Annotated in this window: 17 protein-coding genes and 1 pseudogene; 14 read left to right on the top strand and 4 right to left on the bottom strand. The window is 63.4% G+C overall.

Annotated elements, in window-relative coordinates; genetic code table 11:
* The first annotated feature begins 31 nt into the window (after positions 1-31).
* Complete coding sequence (locus DFR39_RS13215; RefSeq protein ID WP_133604051.1) at positions 32-1,168, top strand: TIGR03364 family FAD-dependent oxidoreductase; 1,137 nt, start codon at positions 32-34, stop codon at positions 1,166-1,168.
* A 13-nt stretch (positions 1,169-1,181) separates the two neighbouring features.
* Here DFR39_RS13215 and DFR39_RS13210 read toward each other — a convergent pair whose 3' ends face one another.
* On the bottom strand, positions 1,182-3,077 hold the full coding sequence (locus DFR39_RS13210; protein ID WP_133604050.1) for a glucokinase: 1,896 nt from the start codon (positions 3,075-3,077) through the stop codon (positions 1,182-1,184).
* Between the two features lie 391 nt (positions 3,078-3,468).
* On the opposite strand from DFR39_RS13210, the gene glk reads away from it, so the two are divergent.
* A complete protein-coding gene (gene glk / locus DFR39_RS13205) occupies positions 3,469-4,458 on the top strand; it encodes a glucokinase (protein ID WP_246030824.1) in 990 nt (329 codons plus the stop codon).
* Positions 4,459-4,759: 301 nt separating this feature from the next.
* Positions 4,760-7,501, top strand: a complete 2,742-nt coding sequence (locus DFR39_RS13200) for a TonB-dependent receptor (RefSeq protein WP_246030823.1) — start codon at positions 4,760-4,762, stop codon at positions 7,499-7,501.
* 618 nt (positions 7,502-8,119) lie between these two features.
* On the opposite strand, the gene DFR39_RS13195 is transcribed toward DFR39_RS13200, so the two are convergent.
* The 3 genes from DFR39_RS13195 to DFR39_RS13185 form a co-directional block, all read right to left on the bottom strand.
* The gene (locus DFR39_RS13195; RefSeq protein ID WP_133604047.1) at positions 8,120-9,073 is read right to left on the bottom strand and encodes an EDSAP-1 family PEP-CTERM protein; all 954 of its coding nucleotides are present in this window, start codon (positions 9,071-9,073) and stop codon (positions 8,120-8,122) included.
* Positions 9,074-9,226: 153 nt separating this feature from the next.
* Positions 9,227-12,019, bottom strand: a complete 2,793-nt coding sequence (gene prsT, locus DFR39_RS13190; RefSeq protein ID WP_133604046.1) for an XrtA/PEP-CTERM system TPR-repeat protein PrsT — start codon at positions 12,017-12,019, stop codon at positions 9,227-9,229.
* A gap of 92 nt (positions 12,020-12,111) precedes the next feature.
* Positions 12,112-13,188, bottom strand: a complete 1,077-nt coding sequence (locus DFR39_RS13185; RefSeq protein ID WP_133604045.1) for a nitroreductase family protein — start codon at positions 13,186-13,188, stop codon at positions 12,112-12,114.
* Between the two features lie 86 nt (positions 13,189-13,274).
* On the opposite strand from DFR39_RS13185, the gene DFR39_RS13180 reads away from it, so the two are divergent.
* From DFR39_RS13180 to DFR39_RS13130, 11 genes and pseudogenes are all read left to right on the top strand, one after another.
* Positions 13,275-14,144 carry a ThiF family adenylyltransferase gene (locus DFR39_RS13180; protein ID WP_133604044.1) on the top strand — a complete coding sequence of 290 codons (870 nt, stop codon included), beginning with the start codon at positions 13,275-13,277 and terminating at the stop codon, positions 14,142-14,144.
* A 311-nt stretch (positions 14,145-14,455) separates the two neighbouring features.
* Entirely contained in the window at positions 14,456-15,007 is a 552-nt protein-coding gene (locus DFR39_RS13175; RefSeq protein WP_409845754.1) for an XrtA/PEP-CTERM system exopolysaccharide export protein, read from the top strand.
* A 103-nt stretch (positions 15,008-15,110) separates the two neighbouring features.
* Positions 15,111-16,691, top strand: coding sequence for an XrtA system polysaccharide chain length determinant (locus DFR39_RS13170; RefSeq protein ID WP_133604043.1), 1,581 nt, complete (start codon positions 15,111-15,113; stop codon positions 16,689-16,691).
* Positions 16,692-17,657: an XrtA-associated tyrosine autokinase gene (locus DFR39_RS13165; RefSeq protein WP_133604042.1), complete on the top strand. Its 966-nt coding sequence runs from the start codon at positions 16,692-16,694 to the stop codon at positions 17,655-17,657.
* The gene (locus tag DFR39_RS13160) at positions 17,638-19,161 is read left to right on the top strand and encodes a TIGR03016 family PEP-CTERM system-associated outer membrane protein (protein ID WP_162849526.1); all 1,524 of its coding nucleotides are present in this window, start codon (positions 17,638-17,640) and stop codon (positions 19,159-19,161) included. Before DFR39_RS13165 ends, DFR39_RS13160 begins: the two co-directional genes overlap by 20 nt.
* A 3-nt stretch (positions 19,162-19,164) precedes the next feature.
* Complete coding sequence (locus DFR39_RS13155) at positions 19,165-20,253, top strand: XrtA/PEP-CTERM system-associated ATPase (protein WP_133604040.1); 1,089 nt, start codon at positions 19,165-19,167, stop codon at positions 20,251-20,253.
* A gap of 22 nt (positions 20,254-20,275) precedes the next feature.
* The gene (locus DFR39_RS13150) at positions 20,276-21,163 is read left to right on the top strand and encodes an XrtA system polysaccharide deacetylase (protein ID WP_133604039.1); all 888 of its coding nucleotides are present in this window, start codon (positions 20,276-20,278) and stop codon (positions 21,161-21,163) included.
* Positions 21,160-22,212 carry a FemAB family XrtA/PEP-CTERM system-associated protein gene (locus DFR39_RS13145; RefSeq protein ID WP_133604038.1) on the top strand — a complete coding sequence of 351 codons (1,053 nt, stop codon included), beginning with the start codon at positions 21,160-21,162 and terminating at the stop codon, positions 22,210-22,212. Before DFR39_RS13150 ends, DFR39_RS13145 begins: the two co-directional genes overlap by 4 nt.
* Before the next feature lie 73 nt (positions 22,213-22,285).
* Entirely contained in the window at positions 22,286-23,506 is a 1,221-nt protein-coding gene (locus DFR39_RS13140) for a TIGR03087 family PEP-CTERM/XrtA system glycosyltransferase (protein WP_133604037.1), read from the top strand.
* Complete coding sequence (xrtA, locus tag DFR39_RS13135) at positions 23,503-25,074, top strand: exosortase A (protein ID WP_133604036.1); 1,572 nt, start codon at positions 23,503-23,505, stop codon at positions 25,072-25,074. The genes DFR39_RS13140 and xrtA overlap by 4 nt, the downstream gene beginning before the upstream one ends.
* Positions 25,075-25,109: 35 nt before the next feature.
* Positions 25,110-25,313: pseudogene (locus DFR39_RS13130) on the top strand (nucleotide sugar dehydrogenase); the annotation flags it as partial.

Here is a 25,313-nt window from a genome sequence, read left to right as displayed (position 1 = left end):
GAGTCAGGCGCTTTTTGCGGAGCACGCAGTCATGGGGTGGGCGGATTCGGCGGAACGGCATTGCGATGTGCTCGTTGTGGGCGCAGGCATCGTGGGACTGGCGCATGCCTGGGAGGCGGCGCGCCGGGGGCTGCGTGTGATCGTGCTGGAGCGCGATGCCGCCTGCATCGGCGCCTCCATCCGCAACTTCGGCTTTGTCACGGTGAGCGGTCAGCGCGCAGGCAGCAGCTGGGCGCGTGCCCGGCGCAGCCGCGAGCGCTGGGCCGAGCTGGCGCCTCAGGCCGGCATCGACATCCTGCAGCGCGGGGCCTGGATCTGTGCGCGGCGCCCCGAGGCGGTGGCGCTGCTCCAGGCCTTCATGAGCACCGAGATGGCGGCGGGCTGCGAGCTGCTGACGCCGAGCGAGGCCCTGCGCCGCCATCCCGCTCTGCGGGCCGAGGGGCTGGGTGCGGTGCTGTACAGCCCGCATGAGCTGCGGGTCGAGTCGCGCGAGGCCATTCCGCGGCTGGCGGCCTGGTTGGCGACGGCGCATGGGGTGCAGTTCCGGTTTGGGGAGGCGGTGCTGCAGGTGCAAACGCCGCGGGTGATCAGTGCGCGTGCCGAGTACCGTGCTGAGCGCGTGGTGTTCTGTGGTGGCGCTGAGCTCAACGGCCTGTTTGCGCCGCTGTGGGCACCGCATGGCTTGCGGCAATGCCAGCTGCAGATGCTGCGCGTGCGCCCGCCCGCGGGCTGGCGGCTGGATGCCCCGGTGATGGGCGATCTGAGCCTGGTGCGCTACGAGGGCTTCTCGGCCCTGTCCGAGGCGCAGGCGCTGCGCGCGCGACTGGCGGCGGACGAGGGCGAGAGCCTGGCCCATGGCATCCATCTGATCGCGGTGCAGAGCGCGGATGGCAGCCTGGTGGTGGGCGACTCCCACCACTACGGACCGGTGCTGCCACCCTTTGCCTCGGCCGAGGTGGACGGGCTGATCCTGCGCCATCTGCGCGAGAACCTGGCGCTGGACGAGGTGGAGGTGCTGGAGCGCTGGGTGGGACATTACCCCTCGTCGCCCAGTCATCCCTGTCTGGTGCTGGCGCCGGATGCCGCCACGCGCGTCGTGGCCGTGACCAGCGGCACGGGGGCCAGCACGGCATTTGGCCTGGCGGAGGAGCTGTTCTCCGGCTGGTGAGGGCGCGTGGCCCTCAGCGGCTGTGCGAGGTCAGACGCGAGAGGCTGACCCCCGGCGCGGCGCTGGCTGCGCCGCGCGGCCGTGGCGGCTCGCTGGCTTCCTCCAGCGCCTCGCGGGCCAGACCGGCCAGAGGCGCTTCGGGGTTGCGGCGCATGGCCATGCCCACGGCCAGGATGTCGATGACCAGCAGATGCAGGATGCGGCTCACCATGGGCAGGTGGGTGGCCACGTCCTCCACATGGTCCACGATCAGGGTGGCGTCGGCCTTGCGGCTCAGCGGCGACTGGCTGGCCGTGATGGCCACCACCTTGGCCCCACGCTCGCGGGCCTTCTCGGCCACGGCCAGCAGTTCGGGCAGCTTGCCGCCGGCGCTGATGATCACGGCCACATCGCGCTCGCCCAGCACCTCGGCCGCCAGGCTCTGCAGGCGCGGGTCGGTGTAGCAGTTGCTGGGCACGCCAAAGCGCAGGAACTTGAATTGCGCATCCTGCGCCACCACGCCGTAGTGGCCGACGGCATAGAACTCGATGCGATTGGCCGCCAGCAGCAGGCTGACCGCACGGTCGATCATCTCCCGGTTGAGCGCGCTGCGGACCTGCAGGATGGCCGAGGCGGTGTTGGACAGCACCTTGGAGCCCAGCTCCACCATGGAGTCGTCCTGCGTGACCTGGGTGTGGGTCACGGGCATGGTGCCGGTCAGGCCCGAGGCCAGACGCAGCTTGAAGTCCGACAGGCCCTCGCAGCCCAGGGAGCGGCAGAAGCGGATCACCGTGGGCTGGCTGACCTGGGCGGCGCGGGCGATCTCGGCAATCGGATCGTTCAGCACCGCGCGGGCATGGGCCAGCACATGCTCGGCCACGCGCAGCTCGGCCGGCGAGAGCTGGCCGCGAGCGCGGCGAATCTGCTCCAGGATGGCGCCTTCGCCGCCACTCTCCAGCTGGCGCAGCTGGGCCTGCAGAATGGCCGAGGCACCGATGAAAGTGGCATGCTCGGCCGTGATGACATAGGTGGGGATGGCGGCCAGATAGCTGCTGAAGCGCCCCTTGTCCTCGAAGCGCTGGCGAAAGCGCGAGCGCTCGAAGTACTCGCCCAGACGCGGCACGATACCGCCACCGATGTAAATGCCGCCCAGGGCGCCCAGGGTGACGGCCAGATTGGCTGCCGCCGTGCCCAGCAGGGCGCAGAAAAGCTCCAGGGTTTCGGCGCAGAGCGCGTCGCTGTTGTCCAGGGCCCGCTGCGTGATCTCGGGGGCCTGCAGGGGTTCTGGCGTTTGGCCGGCGCGTTCGGCCATGGCGCGGTAGATCAGCTCCAGGCCGGGGCCGGAGAGCAGGCGCTCGAAGGACACATGCTCGAACTGCCGCCAGGCATGGCGCAGCAGGGCGATCTCGCGCTCGTCGCGCGGTGAGAAGCTGGTGTGACCGCCCTCGGTGCCCAGGGCCACCCAGCCCTCGCCGGCCGGGATCAGGCCCGAGACGCCCAGACCCGAGCCCGAGCCCAGCAGGCCGATCACGCTGTGCTTGTGAGCCTGACCGCCACCGATCTGGCGCACCTCATTGCCCGAGAGCCGGGGCAGGGCCATGGCCAGGGCGGTGAAGTCGTTCACCACCAGCAAAGTGTCCAGGCCCAGGCGCTGGCGCATCTCCTCGATCGAGAACTGCCAGTGGTAATTGGTCATGCGCACCCTGTCGCCCTCGACCGGGTTGGCGATGGCCACGCCGGCATGGCGGGGTTGAAGCCCGGCGGGCAGGCTTTGCAGGTAGTGGCTGACCGCCGCATGGAAGTCGGGGTGGTCCGCACAGCGCAGGGAGCTGAGGTGCTCGAAGCGTCCCGGCGCCAGCTCCAGCGCGAAGCGGGCAAAGGTGCCGCCGATGTCGGCAATCAGGCGGGGGCTGTCAAAAGTGGAGGCCATGGGGCTGTGCTGCGTCTTCCGGGATAGCGGTTGGGCCTGCGTCGGGCAGACCGACGAACTGCGCGCGATTATGGGCCTGGCGGTGGGGGCCCAAGCTCAGCGCTTTGCCGGGAGCTGTGCGTGTGCTGCGAACCCTTGCTCGCCTGATGCCCCTGGAAATGTAGTTTTGCGCGTTTTCACTGAGTGTTGTTAATGTAGTTTTGCTACTTTGTTTGGGTTAGAGTGCGGGCATCACGGAACAAGACCGGTGGTGGTGGCTCGCGCTCCACGCCGGTATCTAGACGGCCCCGGCGGCCGATCAAGGCTGAACACAAGTGCAATGCTCCTTATCAGCAAGAGGTTTATGGCCCAAGAGGCCTGGCAGGGCGCGGCCCCGCAAGGAGTTGGGGCGGTGAGCGCGGGCTGCCTGGGCCTGGTGGCCGATATCGGCGGCAGCAATGCGCGCTTTGCCTGCGTGGATGCGGCAGGGGGGCTGGTGCATCGACGCAGCCTGCCGGTGGCGGACTATGCAGGGCCTCTGGAGGCGGTGCAGGCCTATCTCCAGGAAGTTCGACAGTCGCCGGCCGGTGCCGGTTTCGCGGCGCCACGCCGTGCGGTGGTGGCCGTGGCCACGGCTGTGAGTGGTGATCGTGTAGCGCTGACCAACAGCCACTGGCGCTTCTCCCAGGCCGAGCTGTGTCAAGGCCTGGACCTGGACAGCCTGCGAGTGCTGAATGATTTTGAAGCCTTGGCGCTGTCGCTGCCGCGGCTGAAGGCCGGGCAATTGCGCGCACAGGGCATGGAAATGCCCAAGCCGGCGGGCATGTTGGCCGTGATTGGTCCAGGCACGGGCCTGGGCGTGGCCGGCGTGGTGCAGACGGCACAGGCTTGGCTGGCTTTGCCGGGCGAGGGCGGGCATGCCACGCTGGCGCCCACCGATGAGTTCGAGAGCCAGCTCCTGGCTGCGGTACGCCGCCGCTATGCCCATGTCTCGGCAGAGCGGCTCTTGTCGGGTATCGGTCTGCCCTTGCTGCATGCCGCGGTGGCCGATGTGCTGGGGCGCTCCGCGCCAAACCTGAGCGGAGAGGCCTTGGTGGAGGCGGCGCTGCTGGGCGGGGATGAGCTGAGCCTGCGCTGTCTGGACAGCTTTTGCGCACTGCTGGGCAACTTTGCAGGCAATGTCGCCCTGACCCTGGGTGCGCGCGGCGGGGTTTACATCGGCGGCGGCATCGTGCCCCGTCTGGGTGACTTCTTCTTCCAGTCGCGCTTCAGGGACAGCTTCGAGGCCAAGGGGCGTTTTCGCAGCTATCTGCAGGCCATCCCCACGGCGGTGATCACCGACACCTTGGTGGCCCTGGAGGGGGCGGCCCAGGCTCTCGCACAGGATGTCCAGCAGGTGTGATGTAGCTGAGCTACATCCCAAAGCACTGGTTCGATACCAGATGATGTTTCTTGCTGCCGCTGATTTTTTAAAAACCCAATGAAAACAAGCACATGTGATGTGTTTGAGGATGGGTGTAGATGAATCTAGGGTTAACGCAAGTGTTGCTGACAATCTAGTTTTGGTACAAATGATGCAAAGGCTGGTGTAGCAAAAGAACAAGAGTGATGGGCCAGCATGGTGAGTCGCGGGAGGCGACTTGCAAGGGTTCCCCAAGGCTTGAGAGCCATCGCAACGTTGAAGCATGAAGGAGACAAGGATGATGATTGACTCTTCCCCGGCCGCCCAGCGCCGTTCGGCCTGGCGTTTGAGCCAGGTGGCCGTGGGCTGCAGCCTGCTGGCCCTGGCTGCCGCTGCCCAGGCGCAGACCCAGACCCTGGATACGGTGACGGTCACCGGCATCCGCAAGGGCATCGAGGACGCGATTTCGGTCAAGAAGAATGCCGATGCCATCGTGGAGTCGATTTCGGCCGAAGACATTGGCAAGCTGCCCGATGTGTCGATTGCCGAGTCCATCGCCCGCTTGCCGGGTCTGTCGGCCCAGCGCGTGGCCGGGCGCGCACAGGTCATCAGTGTTCGCGGCCTGTCGCCGGACTTTGCGACCACCTTGCTCAATGGCCGCGAGCTGGTGAGCACGGGTGACAACCGCAGTGTCGAGTTCGATCAGTACCCCTCGGAGTTGCTCAGCGGCGTGACCATCTACAAGACCCCGGACGCGGGTCTGGTGGGGCAGGGCCTGTCCGGCACGATTGACATGCTGACGGTGCGCCCGCTGAACTTCGGCAACCGCGTGGTCTCGCTGAATGCACGTGGCCAGCACAACTCCCTGGGCTCGGCCGCCAACGCCAGCGCCAATGGCAACCGCTTCAGCGCCAGCTATATCGACCAGTTCGCCAACAAGACCGTGGGTGTGGCCATCGGTTTCGCGCATCAGGAAACCCCGATGCAGGAGAATCAGGTGGGTCTGTATGAGCCCTGGAAGAAGGAATCGCGCCCTGGCGTGCAGGCCGGCAGCTTTGTGTCGGACGGCATCAAGGCTTTGCGCCGCACCGGCAAGTCCGAGCGCAACGGTGTCATGGGCACGCTGGAGTTCCGCCCCTTCAAGCAGTGGACCAGCGTGGTGGATGGCTTCTGGTCCAAGGCCAAGCAGGTGGACACCGCCAACCAGTTTGAGTTGAACCTGCAGTACAACGGCAACTGGCCCTGCAATCCTGCCTGCAACTGGACCCAGAGCAGCACCAACGCCAACAACACCCAGACGGGTGGCACCATCACCAATGTCTACCCGCTGGTGCGGGGCATGTACAACAAGCGCGAGGACGAGATCACCGCGGCCGGCTGGAACAACAAGCTCAGCCTGGACAACGGCATCACCGTGGTCGCCGATGTGCATTTCTCCAAGGCCAAGCGCGACGAGCTGAGCCTGGAGAACAACAGCCAGCTCAGCCCGGTGGGTGGCGTGCCTTATGACACCGTCAAGCTGGATTTCAACGGCGCGGGCTTTTCCTCCATCATGCCGACGCTGAGCTATTCGGACCCGTCCAAGCTCTTCCTGCGCGGCACCATCTATGGCTCCGGCTATGGCAAGGTGCCCCGTGTCGAGGATGAGCTGAATGGCTTCAAGCTCAGCAGCAATATCCCGCTGGCCAGCCCTCTCGCGGGTCTGATCTCGGACTTCGACATCGGTCTGAGCTATGTGGACCGTTCCAAGAAGAAGCGCCAGCCCGAGGGCAATATCGATGTGGGCGCCCAGGGCGACACCACGATTGCCGCCGATCTGCAGTACGGTCTGGTGGACCTGGGCTTTGCCGGTCTGGGCAAGATCCCCAGCTGGAACGTGCCGGGTGCCGTTGATCGCTACATGAGCTTCAAGCCCAGCGACACCAAGGACTACCTGGTGTCCAAGGCCTGGGATGTGAAGGAGAAGACCACCACCGCCTTCCTGCGCGCCAATATCGACAGCAGCTTCGCCGGTGTGCCCATGCGCGGCAACGTCGGCCTGCAGATGGTGAGCGTGCAGCAGTCGTCCAATGCCAACTACTGGGATGGCACGGCAGCGGCTGGCCAGCAGGTCAAGCCGGTGAGCGATGGCAAGACCGTCACCGATGTGCTGCCCAGCATGAATCTGGCCTTCTCGCTCGCGGATGATCAGACCCTGCGTCTGGCCCTGGCACGCCAGATGGCTCGCCCGCGCGTGGATCAGCTGCGTTCGGCCCTGGACTTCGGCATCGACAAGGCCACCGGCAAGCCGGGTGCCAGCGGTGGCAATGCCCAGCTGGACCCCTGGATCGCCAATGCCTTCGATGTGTCCTACGAGAAGTACTTCGGCTCCAAGGCCTATGTGGCGGCCGCGGCCTTCTACAAGGATCTGAAGAGCTATATCTACACCCAGTCCAACCAGAGCTACGACTTCTCCAAGTTTGTGGCGGGCTATGTGCCGCCGGCGGGCTCGCCCGCGGCGATGACCACGGGCACCTACACGGCGCCCTACAACGGTCAGGGCGGCAAGCTCAAGGGTGTGGAGCTGTCGGCCTCCATGCCGCTGAGCCTGCTGAGCAAGTCGCTCAACGGCTTTGGTCTGATCGCCAGCGCCAGCTTCAACAGCAGCAATATCAAGGTCAAGGATCCCGAGAGCGCCAGCAGCGTGGGTGATGACTTCATCACCTTGCCGGGCCTGTCCAAGCGTGTCTACAACCTGACCGCCTACTACGAACGGGACGGTTTCGAGGCACGTATCAGCCAGCGCAAGCGTTCGGACTTCATCGGCGAGATCGGCAACTTCAACGGCAACCGCACCCTGCGCTATGTGGTGGGCGAGAGCATCGTTGACCTGCAACTCGGCTACACCTTCAACCAGGGCATGGCCAAGGGTCTGAATCTGGTCTTCCAGGTCAACAACCTGGGCGATGATGCGTACCGCACCTATGCCGGCACCAAGGACCGTCCGCTCGAGTACATGAAGTGGGGCCGCAGCTATCTGATTGGCGCGGGCTATAAGTTCTAAGCGCGGGGTGCAGACCTTCTTGGTCTGTGCAACCAAGCGCGAAAGCCCCAGATCTTTGATTCGGGGCTTTTTTGCTTTCTGCTGTGTTTGTTCCTGGCGGTGCAGGCGTGCCGCGACGCGGAACTGAAGTTTGTGTTGACCAAAGAAGCTGTCCAGCTGATGAGGTCTACGAGCAGCGAGCCGGGCGTTGGCGGCTGGGCGGGTGCGGCAGCCATGATCCGCGGGCGGCAGTTCCAAACTCTCAACGGATGCAAGGCAACTACTGGCGAGCCATGGTCAAGATGATGATGCGCTACCGTTCCAGAGTGCCGGTCATCTCCATGGGCGGATGTGCGCGACAGGACTCGAGCTCCCAGGCATGCCTACTTCCGCTCGTCTTGCCATTGTGCTGACGATTGCGCCTGCTCTTGGCGAGGTGCGGTGAACTCGTGCGGTCTAGGGTCTTGCCGAGTGGGAGGCTTTGCCGAATGGCTATCGGAGGCGCCTATCCCTGCCGCGACTTTGTGCAAGCGGAGTCTCAGTGCGGTGGTCTGCACAAAAGAATAGGGCCCACGAGGGGCCCTATGGTTGGCGATCTTGCGAGCCCTCGGCAATGAGGACTCGCAGATGCTCGCTAGATCAGTGCTGCTGCTTCTGGCTGCGGCGACGGGTCGCAAAGGCCAGGCCGGCCAGGGCTGCACCCAGCAGTGCCAGGCTATCGGGTTCCGGGACGCGCTGGAAAATCAGCGTCGAGGTCTTGGCAGCCAAGGCAATAGACCATTCGCCATCCTTCAGGCCCTTGAGTGTGGTCCCAAAGTTCTGCGAGGCAAAGGACTTGTCATCCAGGCCGGGGTTGGAGCCGGTCGTGACATTCTGGTTCAGGAGTGTCGGAGCCCAGCTGAATGTGGTGCCGTCCTTGTGGGTGGCGGTCAGCGTGAGTTGCAGATCGCCTTGCGACAGGTAGAGGCCAGGCAAGCCGTTGATTGCTGCCTTGAATTCGCTCAAAGCCATGAAGCTCACATCGATATCGGTGCTGCCGCCCGATAGGAGGAAGCTGAACGTAAGAGCCGTGTTGGACTGGTGCAGCGTCGAGGCCGAAGCCACGTTGTTCGTGTTGAGCAGGGACTCCGAAATGGCCTCAAGGCTGGTTGGAATGCCCTGAACCAACTCGGATGTCTTCAGCACGGCATCGGCGCCGCTGTAGCTGTTGATGTTGTCGGCACCGAAGCGGGCGAAATTGTTGTTGGTGCGCAGCAGGGTGGAGCCGCCGCCGTTCACAGCCAAAGCGTCAAGCACCGGGCTGGTCTTGCTGCAGGTGGTAAAGCCGGGGCCGAAGGGGCCGCCTTGGCCGATACAAGTCTTGCCATCCGAGTTGCTGCCGTTCAAAGAGGCCTTGGTGTCCTGATTGAAGGTGTATGCGCCGACGGTGGCGAAGTAGGCGTCGCCGCTCGAATTCTTGGTGGTGATCGTCAGATCGTCGACCTTGAGGTAGGAGACAGCGTACACATAGGCCTGTGCCGGCGCCGCGCTGAACATGGCGGCCACGGTGGCCGTGACAGCGGCCAGGGTCTTCAGCTTTGCAAACTTGCTCATGGTGGGTTCCTTGGTGATGCTGAAGCGGAGATCGCTTCATGCGCCGTACAGCAATAAAGCATGGACCGTGCCAATTGCGTAAGTTGTTGATTTTATTTGATTTTCATCTTGGCTTCGGCGCGGCGAGCAAGTTTTGTAAAAAAAACCGACAGCTCACTTGAGTTTGGCTAGCAGTGCTTCTACCTCGCCTTGACCCCCAAACTTGTTGCCGAGCTTGCTCAGGCCCTCAAGCTCCGAGCGAGCACTAGCGGTGTCACCAGAGCGTGCCATGAGCTTGGCGAGATTCAATCGCAGGGTTGGATCCTCCGGTGAAAGTGCTATGGCCTCGCGTTGACTTTTGATGGCGAGGTCGTAACGCTTCTCGGACGCTTGTACCCAGGCAAGCGTATCCAGCAAAGGCGCTGTTCTCGAGTCCAGGTTGATGGCCCGATTGATATGGTCCAGCGCGCCAGGTTTGCCTTGGGCTGCAAGCACCCACGCAAGATTGTTCAAGGCACCGATGTGATCAGGGTGCTGGTTGAGAATGGTCCGAAACTGTTGCTCGGCGGCGCCAAAGTTACTAATCGCCATGTACTGGTCCCCCGTTGCAGCGACAAAGCTCATGTCCTTTGGGTGGCTGCTTCGCCAGGACTTGGCTAGGCGCTCGGCTTCCGCGGCGTCGCCAGTTCTAAGCAGGGTTCCGTGTAGCTTGATGGCTGCGAGTGTGCTGTCCGGGTTGGCTTTCAGCGCGTTTGAGTAGGCTTTGGCGATGCTCGGTGCATCGCCTCGTCTCGCGGCGAGTTCCGCCTCCAGTTCATATCCTCGGAGTATCGTCGGATGCGATTTCTGGATCTGCCGCGCCACGGCCAATGCGTCCTGGGAGCGCTGCATTGTTAGTGCCATCGCGTACTGGGTTTCCAGTATGGTCAGGTTCCCCGGAAATTGGCCCAGCGCTTGTTTGAGTGTTTGCTCGGCCGCACTGCTGTCTTTGGCGGCCATTTGAGTGGCAGCGATGCGCAGCAGTGATCGAGGCGAGTACGGCTCAAGTGCTGCCATCCGCTTGTAGGTTGTCAGCGCTTGAGCATGATCGCCAGAGGCCAGCTGTGCTCGGCCGAGCAGGTCCATCAAGTCAGGGCGGTCTGGTAGCGCAACCGCAGCTTTCTGGGCCGCGTTCAAGGCGGCTTTGTTCTCTCCGCTTTCCAGGAGCTGGGCGATGAGTTCACCCCAGGCGACGGGTTCTCCTGGATGATCGCGAACGATTTCCTCTAGGCTTCGCTGAAGTTCGGAGGCTGGGGCTTTCTCAATCCGGCGGATTTTGACGACGGCCAGTTGGGCCAGCAAATTCTTGGGGTCGGTCTTGATGATGGTCGCAAACCGCTTCTTGGCTTCATCGGGCTTGTTTTCCTGCAGGTCTATGCCGGCCAGTGCTGCCGCCGAGGGCACGTGCACGGGGTCGATCTCCAGAGCCCTGCTGAAGCTCTTGCGAGCGGCATCTATCGTCTGGGCCGCCAGTTCAACCTTGCCCCGCAGGTGTGCTGCGAGGGGCGATTCCGCAGGCAGCTTGCGCTGCAGATTGTCTACGGCGGCCAGCGCTTGGTTGAATTGTTGGGTTTCGGACAGCATGCTGATCAGGATGAGATCCGCGTAGGTGCCCTTGTCCTTCTGGGCCAAGGCTTTCAAGCCCGCCAGCGTTGCGCCGTCGCCTGCTTTGCTGCGTTGGGCCAGCAGGAGCTGAACTTGGTGACCGATATGGTCAGGTGCGAACTTCACGGCCTGCGCCAACTGTTGGGTGGCGGCTTCTGCTTGGCCAGACATCACCAGGGCTTCGCCCGCAAGCGCATAGGTGTGTGCGTCGGTGTCGCCGCGGCTGATCAGTGGGCGCAATGTGCCGAAGGCCTTTTGTGCCTGACCCATGCGCAGCTGAGTGACTGCAAGTCGCCGGCGAGCCGGATCCATATCGGGTTGCAGGCTAAGAGCCTTGGCCAGCAGTCGCTCGGACTCAAGCAGTTCCCCATTCTCAAAATGGATGGCTCCCGCCAAGTGGAGTACGTCCACCCGGTCCGGGTAAGCCTTGAGTGCCTCGGTGACGCGTGTCTGGGCTACTCGCCACTGCCTGGCGCTGAAGGCGGCCTGCGCTTCGAGATACGCGGTTTGCGGGTGCTTGGCATAAGGCCCTTTTTTCAGTGCATCGATGTGGGCCTGTGCTGCCTGGGTGTTGTTGCTCTTCAGCAGCGCCAGAACCATGGAGGAGCGGGCCATGAGGTTGTCAGGCTGCAGTTCGATGGCTTTGTTGAGCAGCGCAATCACCGACTCCAGATTGCCTTCGGCCTTGAAGATCAGCTCGCTCTTCTGAATCAGGGGCAAGGGGCTGCGGGGATCAGCAGCGATCGCTCGGTCTATCAGCTCATGAGCGCGCGCGTACTGCTTCTCCTCAGTGGCGATGCTTGCGAGCAGCATCAGGGGTGCAAGTTGCTTGGCATTCAGTGCCAGAGATTTATCGGCGAACTCGCGAGCCCGTGGCTGATTGCCTGCCGCCATATGAGCCATGGCCAGGCTGCCATACAGGTCCGCCTTGGCTCCGGCGTCAGCGAGAGTCTCGGTGCCGAAGTCCGACAGCACCCGATCGTGTTGACCGTTGGCGAGCAGGGCTCGCGCCAGTGCAGGTATGACTTCTTCCCCAGGAGCGCCAAGGTTTCTCGCCTTGTCCAGCTCGACAATAGCGGCAGCAGCCTCGCCCCGATCTAGCAGGGTTTTCCCCATGAGTAGCCGGGCTTCCAGGAGATTCGGGTCCTGTTGCAAGGCATTCTTGAGTTGAACAATTGCCGCTGCCTGATCTTGCTTGGCCAAGCTGCTTTGGGCCGCTTGCAAGCTCTCCTGGGCGCTTGGTCCACCGCAAGCCGCTAGCGCGGAGATGATGCACAGGGCGAGAGCAACTTGAGTCCTTCTGACGCGCAATGCTGGTTTCATGGGACGAGTCTGGGGGCGGGCAAGGCCCGGGTTGGGGTGCGGCGATTATTGAGGTGCGCCGCGCGTTGGGGCAATCACTCGCCAGAGGGGGTCTAGCGCGGCTGCAACAGCCTTTCAAGTGGTAGCCGTAAGGAGCGGGAGCGGGCAAGGGGGCTGTGGCCTACGCGGCCAAAGAAAACCGTTCTGGCCTCGAGGTCTGGGCCCAACAGGGAGATCAGTTCGTCGCGTACCGCGCGCGCGGCTTGCGAACTACCGCGTTGCTGTGAGAACGCCATGCCGTTGGAGGCGTACCGTGCGAAGACCAGCGGAGTGACTTCGGGTTGCATCTGAAGCTTGAGTGCCGAGAGCTGGAGCCACAGCCTTTGCACGGCCCGCCCTGCGGCAACGTAGTCGTCCACGGTTTTTGGCGGGCTCTCGGCGAGCAGGGCGTAATGCCCGGCGCAGCGCAAAGCGGGCAGCAAGTCCATCTGGATGCGGGGCATCCAAGTGCCGGCCATGAAGCGGTTGAAAAACTGCACGCGGGACCAGCTTCCCAAGATCCACTGCATCAAGCGCGTGGTGGCTGCGTCGACACCCAGGGCTTGATCCGGAACCTTGTCATCGCTGAATTGCTTTTTCCAGTCGATGATGTCGCGATGGACCGCATAAGCTTCTGGGGTCGTCAACCGCAGCTTGGCCGAGCGAAACAACAGTCCCGCAACGGCGCGGCGCTGAGCCGGGCTCTCCAGCCAGTGCAGGGAATAACCTGCCGGCAGGCTGCGAGACAAGATATCTTTCTCGTCTTCGCGCAAGGCTTGGGTCGAAAAAGGGCGTCGTTGAACGCTGCGGCGTTCGATCTCGGCCTCCAGCGGGTCGGGCCGAAGCTCGTTTTGCGCTGTGAATCGGAGGTCAAAGACCGGACGCTCCACGGGTTGGTCATGGCGGCGCTGTGCATGCAGTGCCAGCCCATGAGCACTCGCGGCGATTGCCGCCGTCTCAATCAGTGCGCCCATCGCGATCTGGCTCGGGTGGCCGTCCAAGTCGTAGACGCAGTGATCCCGGGTATCAAAACAATGAGCCACCGCGTGATCCGGCGCCAGAATCTGGAACCGCCATGGCTGAGTGTTGTCACCGCTCGGTGCCCAGCGTGCGCGGTCGAGAATTTTGTGCAACACGGAGCTGTCGTTCATGGATTTGCGAGGCGATGGTGTCGGCTAGGATGGTATCGGTCCGGGCGCTGTCTCGCTCGTGTTTTTGTCTGTTCTAGGGGGGCTTGATGGCCAATCTATTTGACTACCGCCGTGCGTTTTCCCGAAACATCGGTTGGGTGACCGAGCAAGAGCAGCAGAAGATCCGGACTTCGCGAGTTGCTGTGGCGGGTTTGGGTGGGGTTGGCGGGGCGCATGCCTTGACCCTTGCGCGTTTGGGGGTTGGGAGTTTTCATATTGCTGACTTTGACGACTTCGAGGTTCATAACTTCAATCGTCAGGTCGGGGCCTCGATGAAGACTTTGGGGCGTCCGAAGGCCGAAGTGCTGGCTGAGATGGTGCAGGACATCAACCCCGAGGCCGAGGTCAAAGTCTTTGCGCGCGGAGTCCAGGCTGAAAACGTTGGCGAATTCCTGGATGGCGTCGATGTCTACGTCGATGGCATCGATTTTTTCGCCATCGAGGCGCGGCGCCGCCTGTTCAAGGAAAGTTACGAGCGCGGGATTCATGCCCTGACGGCCGCCCCCTTGGGCATGGGCGCCGCCTTGCTCTATTTCAAGCCCGGCGGCGTCAGCTTTGAAGACTATTTCAAGGTGGAGGGGCGTTCGGAGCAGGAGCAGTACGCGCGCTTTATTGCGGGCTTGTCGCCGGCCATGTTGCAACGTCACTACATCGTGGTGCCGGAAGCGGTGGACTTTGCAAGTCGCAAGGGGCCGTCAACCATGATGGCCTGCGACTTCTGCGCCGGCCTGATGGGAACTTCGGTGCTCAAGGTTCTCCTGGGGCGGGGGAATTTGCGCGCAGCCCCCTGGGCCATGCAGTTTGATGCCTACAGCCAGAAGCTGCGATTCACCTGGCGGCCAGGCGGTAACTCGAATCCCCTTCAGCAGCTCATGCTTCGCTTCATCCGGCCGATATTGCGTGGCAGTTTTGAGTAGTTGACGGCAGTCTGCTGCGCTGGCTCGGTCTGGGCGTGCAATATCGCGCGGATTGGTCGACTTGCCCCTACTCGGGGGATGGCGCGAGTACTTGTTTCTAGGGTGGAATGCGCCCTGGAACATGCCCTGAGATCGCTCACGGGCTTGTGGCATCATGAATCGCCGGATGAGCCGCGCAGTGCGCCTGGGCGATGGTGCTGCACAGACACTTTCTTACGGAGAACGCTTTGAACATTCGTGTTGCTCGAACCCTGCGGGAAGCGCTCGTGATCGGCTTGGCCCTCGGTAGTCTTGTGCTTGGCGGCTGTGCCATGACGGGCCCGAGCCACCCGGCGGCGCCAGCATCGGCGGGCGGGCAGGATTACAGCTACGTCGTTGGGGCCGGTGATACCTTGAACATCATCGTCTGGCGAAATCCGGAACTGTCGACTTCGGTGCCCGTGCGCCCGGATGGCAAGATCTCGACGCCGCTGGTGGATGAGTTGATGGTTCAGGGCAAGAACTCCGTGGAGATCGCCCGCGACATTGAGAAGCAACTCGGCAAGTATGTTCGCGATCCGGTCGTGACCGTGGTGGTGACGGGCTTTGTCGGCCCCTACAGTGAGCAGATTCGTGTGGTGGGCGAGGCCGCCCGGCCCCAGTTCCTCCCCTACAAGCAGAAGATGACGCTGCTGGATGTGATGATCGCGGTGGGCGGTCTGACCGATTTTGCGGCGGGCAATCGAGCCACCATTCTGCGGGCCGCCGAAGGCAACAAGCAGTATTCGGTGCGCCTCTCGGATCTGCTCAAGCGCGGCGATGTGGCGGCCAATGTCGAGATGCGTCCCGGTGACATCCTGATCATTCCCCAGAGCTTTTTCTGATGTCCGGCTTGCGCTGAGGCGCCCGGGTGCGCGGCTTGCCGCGCGCCATTGCGGAAGCAGACCTGTTCACAAGGCATTGCATGCCTAGCCCGAGTGCATCTCGATGGATTCTCTGATCGCTCAACTTCTCAATATTGCCCGCAGCATGTGGAAGTACCGCTGGCCTGCGGTGCTTGTGTCATGGGTGGTGGGCCTCATCGCGGCTGTGGTCGTGCTCATGATGCCCGATCGTTACGAAGCCAGCGCGCGCATCTATGTCGACACGCAGTCGATCCTGAAGCCCTTGATGGCGAATCTTGCTGTGCAGCCCAATGTGGAGCAGCAGGTGCAGATGCTGAGCCGTACCTTGATCAGCCGTCCCAATGTGGAAAAGCTGGTCCGTATGGCGGACTTGGATTTGAAGAGTCAATCCAAAGCGCAGCAGGAGGCGCTGATCGATACGGTGACCAAGTCGCTGTCCATCCAGAGCACCAATCGGGACAATCTCTACACCCTGTCCTATCGGGATAGCGATCCCGAGACGGCCAAGCGGGTGGTTCAGTCCCTGGTGTCGATCTTCGTGGAGTCCAGCCTCGGCGCCAGCCGCAAGGACTCCGCCACGGCGGCCACCTTCATCAACGAGCAGATCAAGAACTACGAGGCAAAGCTGGAGGAGGCTGAGAGTCGCCTCAAGGAGTTCCGCCTGCGTAATATTGAGAACATGGCGGCCGATGGCAAGGATGCCGCGTCGCGGCTCGGTGAGCTCAGCGGTCAGTTGGAGCGTGCCCGGCTGGAACTGCGTGAGGCAGAGAACGCGCGCGATGCAGCGAAAAAGCAGCTTGACTCCAGCCGTTCTAAGGACGGCGGGGAAAGCACCACTCAAAGCCTTCTGCAGGAATCTTCGCTCGCCGTTTCCACGCCGGAGATTGATGCCCGAATCGATGTCCAGCGCCGCAATCTCGACGCGCTGCTGCAGCGCTACACCGAGCAGCATCCGGACATCGTCAGCACGCGCAAGCTGATCGCCGACCTGGAAGAGCAAAAGCGCAAGGAAGTGGCCGAATTGCGCAAGACCGCAATGGCGGCGCCGGTGTCGGGTTCGTCCGGCAGCTTGATGCAGCAGGAGCTGAGTCGCATGGCCGCTGCCGCCGAGGTGCAGGTTGCTTCCTTGAAGGCTCGTGTGGCGGAGTACAGCAGCCGTTATGCGCAAGCCATGGCGGCCGTGAAGACCTCTCCGCAGCTGGAGGCCGAGGCTTCGCAGCTCAATCGCGACTACGCGATTCACAAGAAGAACTATGAGGAGCTGGTGGCCAAGCGTGAGTCGGCGACCCTTAGCGGTGAGCTGGACGTGGCTTCGGGCGTTGTCGATTTCCGCGTCATCGATCCGCCTCGCGCCTCGCCCAAGCCGGTGGCGCCGAACCGCTTGCTGCTGCTCGGCGGCGCTTTGGCAGTCGCGCTGGCGGCAGGCCTGTTCACGGCTTTTGCGGCGTCGCAGCTGCGGCCTGTGTTCCATGACGGCAATGAGTTGCGCTCACGCACTGAGCTGCCTCTGCTGGGCGTGGTGTCGCGCCTCACGACGCCCACGGATCAGCGGCGGCAGCGCATGGACCTGCTGCGCTTTGGCGCTGCTTCCGGCGCCTTGGTTGGTGTTTACATTCTGGGCCTCGTTGCGATGGCCATCATGATCAGCAGACAGGCGGGTTGAATGAGCAGCCTTATTGAACAAGCGGCACAACGCCTGGAGCAACTGCGCCAGGCTGGCGTTTCGCTGCCCGGGGATTCGGCCCAGCCGGTGCCGCAGGCCAGTGCGCCGGCGGCCTCTGTCATGCCGACCGACTTGCCCTCGCCTGAGGCCGAGACCAACGCCGCGGCGCAGTCGCGCCGCGTGGAGCTTGACCTGCGGGCTCTGGCCGCCCAGGGCTTTCTGACACCCAATGCCCCGCGGACACAGATTGCCGATCAGTACCGGGTCATCAAGCGTCCGCTGATCAAGAATGCCATGGGACGGGGCGCATCGACCCTGAACCACGCCAATTTGCTCATGGTGACCAGCGCCTTGGCGGGCGAGGGCAAAAGCTTCACCTCGATCAATCTGGCCATGAGCATTGCGGCTGAGATGGACAACACGGTGATGCTGGTCGACGCCGACGTGGCCCGACCGTCCGTGTTGCGCATGCTGGGTTTGCCTCAGGGGCCAGGATTGCTGGATGTGCTGGAAGACCGGGTTGACATGAGTGATGTGCTGCTGCGCACCAATGTCGACAAGCTGACGATTCTGCCCAGTGGCACACCGCATGCCAGGGCCACCGAATTGCTGGCCAGCGATGCCATGAGCAATCTCTTGCATGCCATGGCCAAGCGCTATCCGGATCGCATCATCATCTTCGATTCTCCGCCCCTGCTCTTGACCACCGAGTCGCGGGTGCTGGCTTCACACATGGGGCAGATCGTCATCGTGGTGCATGCCGACAAGACGCCGCAAAGTGCCGTGCAGCAGGCTTTGGCCACCATTGAGGCCTGCCCTGTGAAGCTCATGCTGCTGAATCAGGCGAAGTCTGGCGGCGGTGGCGGCTATGGCTACGGCTATGGCTACGGGTACGGCTATGGATATGGCTATGGTCAGGCGGCAGCGCTATCCGGTGAACAAGAGCATGAAGCGAGCAAAGCCTGAGCGCCGGTCTCAGGGCTTGGCATGGCTGCTGGTGTTGCTGGCTTCGCCCGCTTGGTCGCAGTCGGGTGCCGATGGCCGTGCCTTGCGCCTGGATACCAGTCTTGGCCTGACCCAGACCTATACCGACAATCTGCGCTTGAGCAGCACCGCCAAGGACGCTGCGCTCATCACGCAGATCAGCCCTGGGCTGCGCGTCAGCAGCTCGGGTGGCCGGCTGAGGGGTGATCTTGACTACTCCCTGAACGGCTTGCTGTACAGCCGCAGCGACAGTGCTAACCAGACTCAGCATCGACTTAGCGCGCGTGCCAACGCGGACTTGATTGAAGATCGCTTGAGTGTGGATGCGACGGCCAGCATCAGCCAGCAGACGCTATCCGCCTTCGGGCCCGCTTCGGCATCGCCAGTGCTGCCTGGCGGGAACACGGCCGAGGTCTACGCACTGTCGGTGAGGCCTGTGCTCAGGGGGCAGCTGGCCGGTTTGCTCAGCTACAGCATGCAGGCCGCCTTCACCGAAGCGAGGGCGAAAGACAGCGTGGCCGGTGATGCCAGCAGCCATAACTTGTCCATGCAGCTCGGCGGGCTCGGCGCCCCCGGTCTGTTGGGCTGGTCGGCTCAGCTGAGCCGCCTGCACTCGGCGCCCAGGCAGGGGCGAAGCACGGATACCGAGCAGGGGAGCGTGAGCCTGTTGCTGCGCCCCGATCCGGATTGGTCAGCTTCCCTGACCCTCGGGCATGAGCGGGAGAACCTCGCCACGGTGTCTGCACGCGCCGGCAGCACTTATGGTCTGAGTGCGCAGTGGCAGCCGCAGACGCGGACTCGGCTCGCTCTGGACTGGCAGCACCACGAATACGGAGACACGCACTCCATCAGTCTGGAGCACCGCATGGCCCGCTCCGTCTGGCGCTTTGTCGACAGCCAGTCGGTCAACCGCCCCGGATTGCAGGGCAATGGCGGAGGTCTGAGCAACTACGACTTGTTGTTTGCCCTGGCGGCCGGCCGCGAGCCCGATTTGCAAAAGCGCGATGTGCTGGTGCGGCAGCAGCTCGCTCAGCTGGGGCTGGATCCCAACGCCCTGGTCCAGGGTGGTTTTGTCAACAGCAGCAACAGTCTGGTGCGGCGCCAGGAGGCCTCCTTCGCCCTGCAGGGCTTGCGGACCTCGGCCACCTTCACCCTGTCTCGCACGCGCAGCGAGCTCTTGGATCCCGTGGCGAACGGACGTGATGACTTCAGCAACAGCAGCCGTATCCGCCAGCAGGTCTACGCGCTCAATCTGGCGCACAGGCTGACGCCGGACAGCAGCTTGGCGCTGACCCTGAGTCAGCTCAAGAGCCGTGGCGAGTTGAGCAGTCAACACAGCGCGCTGCGCTCCGTTCTGGCCAACTGGTCGGCCCGTTTGGGGCCTCGCAGCTCCCTGGTTCTGGGGCTGCGGCACAGCGACTTCGAAAGCAGCACCCAACCCTATCGCGAGAATGCCGTGCTCGCCACCTTTACCCAGCAGTTCTAGCCCATGTATGAAGCTTTCTACGGGCTGAACAGCAAGCCGTTTCAGCTCAGCCCCGACCCCAATTTTTATTTCGGCAGCAAGCAGCACCGCCGGGCCAAGGCCTATCTGGACTACGGCGTGCTGCGCAACGACGGATTCATCGTCATCACGGGCGAAATCGGTGCGGGCAAGACGACCTTGCTGCGCGGCCTGCTGGACAGTCTGAACCGCAGCCAGGTGGTCATCGGCAATCTGGTGACCACGCAACTCGATGCCGAAGACACCTTGCGCATGGTGGGCGCGGCTTTCGGTGTGCGGGTCAAGGACCTGCCCAAGTCCGAGCTGCTGATGACGCTGGAAGCCTTTTTTGTCAGCCAGACCAGCCAGGGCAAGCGCTGTCTGCTCATCGTCGACGAGGCCCAGAACCTGAGTGCTCGCGCCGTTGAAGAGCTGCGCATGCTCTCCAACTTCCAGTTCAGCAATCAATCGCTCCTGCAGACCTTCTTGGTGGGGCAGCCGGAGTTTCGCGGCATTTTGCAGCGTCCCGAAATGGAGCAGTTCCGCCAGCGCGTCGCGGCCACCTGCCATATCGGCCCGCTGGATGAGGACGAGACCCAGCGCTATATCGAGCATCGCCTGAAGTGTGCGGGCAGCCAGGGCAAACCCAGCTTTGATCCCGAGGTGTTTCCGGTGGTGCACCAGGCCAGCCAGGGGATTCCGCGCCGGATCAACTCTCTGTGCGATCGCCTGCTGCTGCTGGGCTTCATGTCCGGCAAGACCCACCTGGGCAAGGAAGATGTCGAGGAGGTCTTGCGCGATATCGCCCAGGAGTCCCAGGTGCCCGCCCAGTCGCGCGGCGTCGCCCTGGCGGCTCGCCCCACCCTGGATCTCGATCTGAGCCGCCTGACTTTGGGGGCAGAGCAGGCGGCGGGCCTGGGTCAGGAGATCGCCACCCTGAGCCAGGAACAGCAGTTGGGGCAGATGCAGCGCCTGGAAAACAGCGTGGCGCGCCTGGAGCGCATCAACCTCCAGACACTGGCCCTGTTGCAGCGTTTGGTGGAAGCGGTGAGCCAGCCGTCCGTGCGAGGCGATGCGCCCCGCGACGGGTCTTGATGTGCCTTCCTCGGAGTGTCCGATGCTGATGCCTACCCGTCCCAGTCGCCCGCGCAATGCCATGACGATCGACGTGGAGGACTACTTCCAAGTCTCCGCCTTCGCGCCATTCATCCCACGCGGTGATTGGGATGCGCGCGAATGCCGGGTCGAGCGCAATGTGGAGCGCATTCTTGGTCTGTTGGCGGATCAAGGCATCCATGCAACCTTCTTCACCCTGGGTTGGGTGGCGCAGCGCTATCCGGCGCTGGTGCGGCGCATTGTTGAGCAGGGGCATGAGATTGCCAGCCATGGCTACGGTCATGAACGCGCCAGCGATCTGAGCCCCGAGGCTTTTCGTGCCGACGTGGCGCGAGCCAAGGCCTTGCTGGAGGACTTGAGCGGCTACGAGGTGCTGGGCTATCGCGCTCCGAGCTTCTCCATTGGCAAGGGCAATCTCTGGGCCTTCGATGTACTGCGCGACTGCGGCTATCGCTACAGCTCCAGCGTCTATCCGATTCGGCACGACCACTACGGCATGCCTGATGCTCCGCGTTTCGCCTTCCCGGTCCGCGAGGGCCTGCTTGAGGTGCCCGTGACCACCTTGCGCCTGAGGGGGCGTAACTATCCTTCCAGTGGCGGGGGCTACTTCCGCCTGCTGCCTTATGCCCTGTCGCGCTGGCTGATTGCACAGGTGAACCAGCACGATCAGCAGTCGGCAGTGTTCTATTTCCATCCCTGGGAGATTGATCCCGACCAGCCGCGCATCGAGGGCATCGATCTGAAGACGCGTTTTCGGCACTACGTGAACATCCATCGCACCGAAGCCCGTATCGCGCAGCTGCTGCAGGACTTTGACTGGGGCCGCATGGACGAGATCTTTCTGGGCCAGGCTCAGGGTCGGCGGGTGGCCGCGGCGGCATCGGCATGAGTGAGGTGGCAGGTCTTCGCGTCCAGCGCCTGGCGTTTGGCGATGTTCAGACGGCGCAGCGCTGGGACGCCTTTGTGCTCGGCTGTGCACAAGCCAGCTTCTTCCATCGTGCGGGTTGGATGCGCATGGTGGGCGAGATTTTTGGGCACACCTGCTTCTTCCTCTATGCCGAAAGGGCAGGGCGCATCGAGGGGGTGCTGCCCCTGGCCCAGATCAAGAGCCGGCTCTTCGGTCATTCCCTGATCAGCCTGCCCTTTGCGGTGTACGGCGGCGTGGCGGCGGACACCGAGGAGGCGGCCCAGGCCCTGGAAGTCGAGGCGCAGCGGCTGGCGCGCGACTTGGGCGTCGAGCACCTGGAGTTGCGACATGTGCAGCAGCGCCATGCGGACTGGCCGCAGCAAGACCTCTACGTGACCTTTCGCAAGGAGATCCTGCCCGAGGAAGAGGCCAATATGCTGGCCATTCCGCGCAAGCAGCGGGCCATGGTGCGCAAGGGCATCAAGAATGGGCTGATCAGCCATATCGACAAGGACGCGTCCCGCTTCTTCGCCCTCTATGCCGACAATGTGCACCGTCACGGCACACCTGCGATGCCGCGCCGCTATTTCGAGGCCTTGCTTCAGGAGTTCGGGCCCGACTGTGAGGTGTTGACGGTGACCGATGCGCAGGGGACCCCCCTCAGTTCGGTGCTCAGTTTCTACTTTCGTGACGAAGTGCTGCCCTACTATGCCGGCGACGCCGTTGCGGCACGCGAGCTGGCGGCCAATGACTTCAAATACTGGGAATTGATGCGGCGCGCCTGTGCGCGCGGCCTCAAGGTGTTTGACTATGGCCGCAGCAAGCAGGGTACGGGTTCCTATGCGTTCAAGAAGAACTGGGGCTTTGAACCGACGCCGCTGCACTACGAATACTGCCTCTACCGCCGCGATACCGTGCCCCAGAATAATCCCAGCAACGCCAAGTACCAGCTGCTGATCAAGACCTGGCGCCGCATGCCGCTGTCCTGGGCCAATTGGCTCGGGCCGCATATCGTGCGCAACCTGGGGTGATGGTGCTCATGAAGCCGGTGTCGCCTTGTGGGGCTGCCATGCCGCGCGTGAACGGCTGGCAAGGGGCAGCCTGATGGCCAAGATTCTTTATCTCGTGCATCGCCTGCCATATCCGCCCAACAAGGGCGACAAGGTGCGCTCCTACCATCTGCTCAAGCATCTTGCACAGCGGCACGAGGTGTACCTGGCGACCTTTATCGACGATCCCGAGGATGAGCAGTACCTGCCCCTGCTCAAGCGCCTTTGCGTTGAGGTGTTTGCCACGCGCCTGAATCCGGCCACCGCGAAGATGGCCAGCCTGCGCGGCCTGTTCAGCGGCGAAGCCCTGACCCTGCCTTACTACCGGGACGCGGGCATGACACGCTGGGTGAGCGAGCTGGCGCAGCGCGTTGGCCTCGACGCCTCGGTGGTGTTTTCCTCGTCCATGGCTCAGTACGCCACTTCGCTGGAAGGGGTGCCTATGCTGGTGGACTTCGTGGATGTGGATTCGGCCAAGTGGACGGAGTATGCGCAGGCCCACGCCTGGCCCATGTCCTGGCTCTACCGCCGTGAGGGACGACAGCTGCTGGACTTCGAGCGCCGTGTGGCCGAGCGTGCGAGCTGCTCCTTTTTCGTGACGGAGAAGGAGACGGCACTGTTCCGCCGTCTTGCACCACAGTGCACAGGGCCTGTCGAAGCCATGTGCAACGGGGTCGATGCCGAGTTCTTTGCGCCGGACGCGCAGCGTCCCTCGCCCTTTGAGCCAGGAGCTCAGGCCCTGGTGTTCACCGGCGCCATGGATTACTGGCCCAATGTGGATGCCGTGAGCTGGTTCTGTGGCGAGATCTTGCCCGAGCTGCGCCGCGGTCGGCCGGCACTGAGCTTCTATATCGTGGGTCGCAGCCCGACGCCGGCGGTGATGGCCCTGGCGGGCGAGGGTGTGGTGGTGACCGGTACGGTGGCCGATGTTCGCCCCTATCTGCAGCATGCCGATGTGGTGGTCGCACCGCTGCGTCTTGCGCGCGGCATTCAGAACAAGGTGCTTGAGGCCATGGCCATGGGGCGCCCGGTGGTGGCGGCCCGCCAATGCGTGGAGGCCATTGACGCCCAGGCCGGGCAGGAGCTGCTGGCCGCCGAACAAGCCGCCGACTACGTGCTTGCGATCAATGAGTTGCTGGCCGCGCCACAGCGTGCCCGGACCCTGGGCGAGGCAGGGCGAGCCTGTGTGCAGCGCTCCTACAGCTGGTCGGCCCATCTCGCGGGCATTGACCGGCATCTTCAGGACATTCGGCGCGAGGAGGCGCAGCCCTCATGACCCAGGCTCTGATCCAGTCTCCGGTGTCCGGCCAGGACAGCGGCTGGCGCCTTGCGCTGCCCCTGCTGATCGCCTCGATACTGGCCCTGCTGGGGCTTTACCGCGAGACGGCGATGGCCATGGTCGGCATCTGGCAGCGTTCGGACACCTTTGCCCATGCCTTTATCGTGCCGCCCATCGCGCTGTGGCTGATCTGGCGTCGGCGCGCCCGCCTGGCGCTGATGAATCCCCGACCATCGCTGTGGTTTGCGCTGCCCTTGCTGATGGCAGGTGCCGCCTGGCTGCTCGGGGAACTGGTCGCCGTGAATGCCTTGGCCCAGGCCGGGCTCGTCCTCATGGTGATCGCCTGCGTTCCACTGATGCTGGGGGCGCAGGTGGCGGCTGCCATGGCCTTCCCGCTGGGCTTCCTGCTCTTCTGCGTGCCGGTGGGCGAGTTTCTGATGCCCACGCTCATGGAGTCCACGGCTGACTTCACCGTGCTGGCCTTGCGCCTATCGGGCATCCCGGTCTATCGCGAGGGCTTGCAGTTCGTGATTCCTTCGGGAAACTGGTCCGTGGTCGAGGCCTGCAGCGGCCTGCGCTACCTGATCGCCTCGGTCATGGTCGGTACCTTGTTCGCCTATCTCAGCTACAAGTCGCTGAAGCGGCGCCTGGCCTTCATCGCGTTCGCCACCGTGCTGCCCATCGTGGCCAACTGGCTGCGCGCCTACCTCATCGTCATGCTCGGGCACCACTCGGGCAACGAGCTGGCGGTCGGTGCCGATCATCTGGTCTACGGCTGGGTGTTCTTCGGCGTGGTGATGTTTGCGATGTTCATGGTCGGCGCTCGCTGGGCGGATTCGGAGCCCGAGTCGACGCCGACTGGAGCCGCAGGCCATCTCTCGCAACAGCCGGTGGCGAGCGTTCCCTTTTGGCTGGCGGCGGCTTGCCTGGCCTTGGCCGCCGTGCTGCCCCATCAGCTGCTGCGTGCCATGGAGCCTGCGGCGGGCCCGCTCGCATCCCCCCGCCTTGAGTTGGCAGCGCTCACACCATGGCAGTCTCAGGACCATGTCTTGCCCTCCTGGAAGCCGGTCTTTGAACGACCCGCTGCCGAGTTCCAGCAGAGCTATGACCAGGGCGGTCGTGCGGTGGGGCTTCATCTGGCCTATTACCGGCACCAGAGCCATGAGAGCAAGCTCATCAGCTCCAGCAATACGCTGGTCCGGTCTGAGGATACGCAGTGGTCCCGCGTCCATGGCGCAAGCCGCAGCATGGCGCTGGGCGGTGAGACGCTTTCCCTGCATGATGCGGAGCTTCGTGGCCTGAGCGGTGCTGAAGCCAACACTCGCCTGCACGTCTGGCAGTTCTATTGGATTGGTGGTCGCCTGACCGCCAGTCCGGTGCGCGCCAAGCTCCTGACCGCCTGGCACCAGCTCAGCGGTGAAGGTGATGATGCGGCCTCCGTCATCGTCTATACCCGCAGCAGTGTCGAGAATGCAGCCGTGGCCGAGGAAACCTTGAAATCATTCCTCAGCGACAACTGGCCAGCGATTGCCGCCGCACTGCAGAGCGCGCAGCGCATGCGCTGATGGCAATGAATTGAATCTAGAGAGGAAATACGGAAATGACGACGGTAGCGGTGATCGGTCTGGGCTATGTCGGCCTGCCCCTGGTGGTGGAGTTCGGCAAGCATATGCGCACCATCGGCTTTGATATCGCCGAGTCCAAGGTGCAAGCCTGCCAGCGTGGCACGGATCCCTCGCGCGAGCTGAGCGATGAGCAGGTGCAGGCCGCCAAGCATGCCGTCTACACCGCCGACCCGGCCCTG

The organism is Roseateles asaccharophilus, assembly GCF_004362405.1.
Taxonomy (GTDB): Bacteria; Pseudomonadota; Gammaproteobacteria; order Burkholderiales; family Burkholderiaceae_C; genus Kinneretia; species Kinneretia asaccharophila.
Note: the sequence above shows the minus strand (reverse complement) of the source record. Positions and strands in the feature narration are given on the sequence as shown.

Bases quoted from the DNA above. Each gene is read 5' to 3' on its own strand.
- DFR39_RS13165 (WP_133604042.1), top strand. From the start codon at position 16,692: ATGAGCAGCCTTATTGAACAAGCGGCACAACGCCTGGAGCAACTGCGC.
- xrtA (WP_133604036.1), top strand. From the start codon at position 23,503: ATGACCCAGGCTCTGATCCAGTCTCCGGTGTCCGGCCAGGACAGCGGC.
- prsT (WP_133604046.1), bottom strand. From the start codon at position 12,019: ATGAAACCAGCATTGCGCGTCAGAAGGACTCAAGTTGCTCTCGCCCTG.
- DFR39_RS13200 (WP_246030823.1), top strand. From the start codon at position 4,760: ATGATTGACTCTTCCCCGGCCGCCCAGCGCCGTTCGGCCTGGCGTTTG.
- DFR39_RS13210 (WP_133604050.1), bottom strand. From the start codon at position 3,077: ATGGCCTCCACTTTTGACAGCCCCCGCCTGATTGCCGACATCGGCGGC.
- DFR39_RS13150 (WP_133604039.1), top strand. From the start codon at position 20,276: ATGCTGATGCCTACCCGTCCCAGTCGCCCGCGCAATGCCATGACGATC.
- DFR39_RS13175 (WP_409845754.1), top strand. From the start codon at position 14,456: ATGACGGGCCCGAGCCACCCGGCGGCGCCAGCATCGGCGGGCGGGCAG.
- DFR39_RS13155 (WP_133604040.1), top strand. From the start codon at position 19,165: ATGTATGAAGCTTTCTACGGGCTGAACAGCAAGCCGTTTCAGCTCAGC.
- DFR39_RS13160 (WP_162849526.1), top strand. From the start codon at position 17,638: ATGAAGCGAGCAAAGCCTGAGCGCCGGTCTCAGGGCTTGGCATGGCTG.
- DFR39_RS13140 (WP_133604037.1), top strand. From the start codon at position 22,286: ATGGCCAAGATTCTTTATCTCGTGCATCGCCTGCCATATCCGCCCAAC.
- DFR39_RS13180 (WP_133604044.1), top strand. From the start codon at position 13,275: ATGGCCAATCTATTTGACTACCGCCGTGCGTTTTCCCGAAACATCGGT.
- DFR39_RS13215 (WP_133604051.1), top strand. From the start codon at position 32: ATGGGGTGGGCGGATTCGGCGGAACGGCATTGCGATGTGCTCGTTGTG.
- DFR39_RS13145 (WP_133604038.1), top strand. From the start codon at position 21,160: ATGAGTGAGGTGGCAGGTCTTCGCGTCCAGCGCCTGGCGTTTGGCGAT.
- DFR39_RS13195 (WP_133604047.1), bottom strand. From the start codon at position 9,073: ATGAGCAAGTTTGCAAAGCTGAAGACCCTGGCCGCTGTCACGGCCACC.
- DFR39_RS13170 (WP_133604043.1), top strand. From the start codon at position 15,111: ATGGATTCTCTGATCGCTCAACTTCTCAATATTGCCCGCAGCATGTGG.
- DFR39_RS13185 (WP_133604045.1), bottom strand. From the start codon at position 13,188: ATGAACGACAGCTCCGTGTTGCACAAAATTCTCGACCGCGCACGCTGG.